The organism is Micromonospora globispora, assembly GCF_003857015.1.
Taxonomy (GTDB): Bacteria; Actinomycetota; Actinomycetes; order Mycobacteriales; family Micromonosporaceae; genus Micromonospora; species Micromonospora globispora.
This window is the reverse complement of sequence record NZ_QGGF01000705.1, coordinates 1-1,495: the sequence shown is the minus strand read 5'-3', so window position 1 is coordinate 1,495 and position 1,495 is coordinate 1. Positions and strand designations below refer to the sequence as shown.

The window sequence follows — 1,495 nt, the reverse complement described above, 5'->3', positions numbered from 1 at the left end:
GCGCAGCTTCAAGTGCCACAACTGGGCGTACGCGTTCGAGGGTCTGGCAGCGGCATCGGGCGGGTCGCCGGCCCGCCGGTCACCCGAACCAGCTCACCGTGGTGCCACAGCTCGACGGTGACCTCGGGGTCGGCGTCGGGCAACTCGTAGCGCGCGCCCTCCGGGGTGAGGGTGACCCGCAGCCGGTGGCCGTGCCAGCGCAGGCTGAACGCCAGCCGGGTGATCCGTCGCGGCAGGCGCGGGTCGAAGGAGAGCACCCCGCGGTCGTCGCGCAGGCCACCGAAGCCCTGTGCCACCACCAGCCAGGCCCCGGCCAGCGAGGCCAGGTGCAGCCCGTCGGCGGTCTTGTCGCCCAGGTCCTCGAGGTCCTGCAACGCCGTCTCGGCGAAGAGGTCGTACGCCAGGTCGAGGTGGCCGACCTCGGCGGCGAGCACCGCCTGCGCAGAGGCCGACAGCGAGGAGTCGCGGACGGTCCGGGCCTCGTAGTACGCGACATTGCGCGCCTTCTCGTCGGCGGTGAAGTCGCCCGGGCAGCGCAGCATGGCCAGCACCAGGTCGGCCTGCTTGACCACCTGCTTCCGGTAGAGCTCCAGGTAGGGGAAGTGCAGCAGCAGCGGATAGTCGTCCTCGCCGGTGTTCGCGAAGTCCCACTCGGGCTGCTCGGTGAAGCCGGCGGCCTGCTGGTGCACGCCGCGCTTGCGGTCGTACGGGGCGAACATGGCGTCGGCGGCGGCCCGCCAGCCGGCGTCCTCCCGGGGTTTCGGACGGTCGATGGCCACCGAATCAGGCCCGGCTGTGAGGTCGCTGAGACTCGGTGCCCTGACAGTGATTCCCAGGGCAGCGTCGTGGTGAACGGAGTATGAACGGGTCGTGAGGTGATTCATGACTGACACCGACATGACGGATGTGCCCGACATCAGCGTCGAGTGGTACCGCGAGATCGTCGACTTCGCCGACAGCACCCCGCAACCGGTCCACTGGTTCGCCAGCCACTTCACAGAGGGGGCCATCCTGCTGCTCGGCGTCCTGCTGGTGGTGGCCGCCCTGACCCGGGTCTTCGGTGGTGACCTCCGCGGTCGGGCGCTCGCCCTGGCCGCCCCGGTCTCGGTGCTGCTGGCGTACGGCGGCAGCGAGGGAATCAAGAGCCTGGTGGCCGAGGACCGCCCCTGCCGCAGCCCGGCCGACCTGGTGATCGTCGCCGGGCACTGCCCGCCGGTGGGCGACTGGTCCTTCCCCAGCAACCACGCCACGATCGCCGGGGCGCTGGCCGCCGCGGCGCTGCTGCTGCACCGCCGGCTCGGGCTGGTCGCCGTGCCGCTGGCTCTGCTCGCCGCGGTCTCCCGCACCTTCGTCGGCGTGCACTACCCGCACGACGTCGCGGCCGGCCTGCTGCTCGGGGCGCTGGTGGGCACGCTGGTCACCCCGCTGGCGGCCCGGCCCACCGCCGAAGTGCTGCGCTGGTGGGTGCGCCGCTCGGCGCGCCCAGTCATCGGCC

General features: G+C 72.3%; 2 protein-coding genes. One reads left to right on the top strand and one right to left on the bottom strand.

Going from position 1 to position 1,495, the window contains the following annotated elements:
* Positions 1–8: 8 nt before the first annotated feature.
* Positions 9–779, bottom strand: coding sequence for a glycosyl hydrolase family 65 domain-containing protein (locus DKL51_RS32600; RefSeq protein WP_260428758.1), 771 nt, complete (start codon positions 777–779; stop codon positions 9–11).
* A 103-nt stretch (positions 780–882) separates the two neighbouring features.
* On the opposite strand from DKL51_RS32600, the gene DKL51_RS32595 reads away from it, so the two are divergent.
* Positions 883–1,495: phosphatase PAP2 family protein (locus DKL51_RS32595; protein WP_124813180.1), on the top strand; the 613-nt coding region annotated here is incomplete at its 3' end.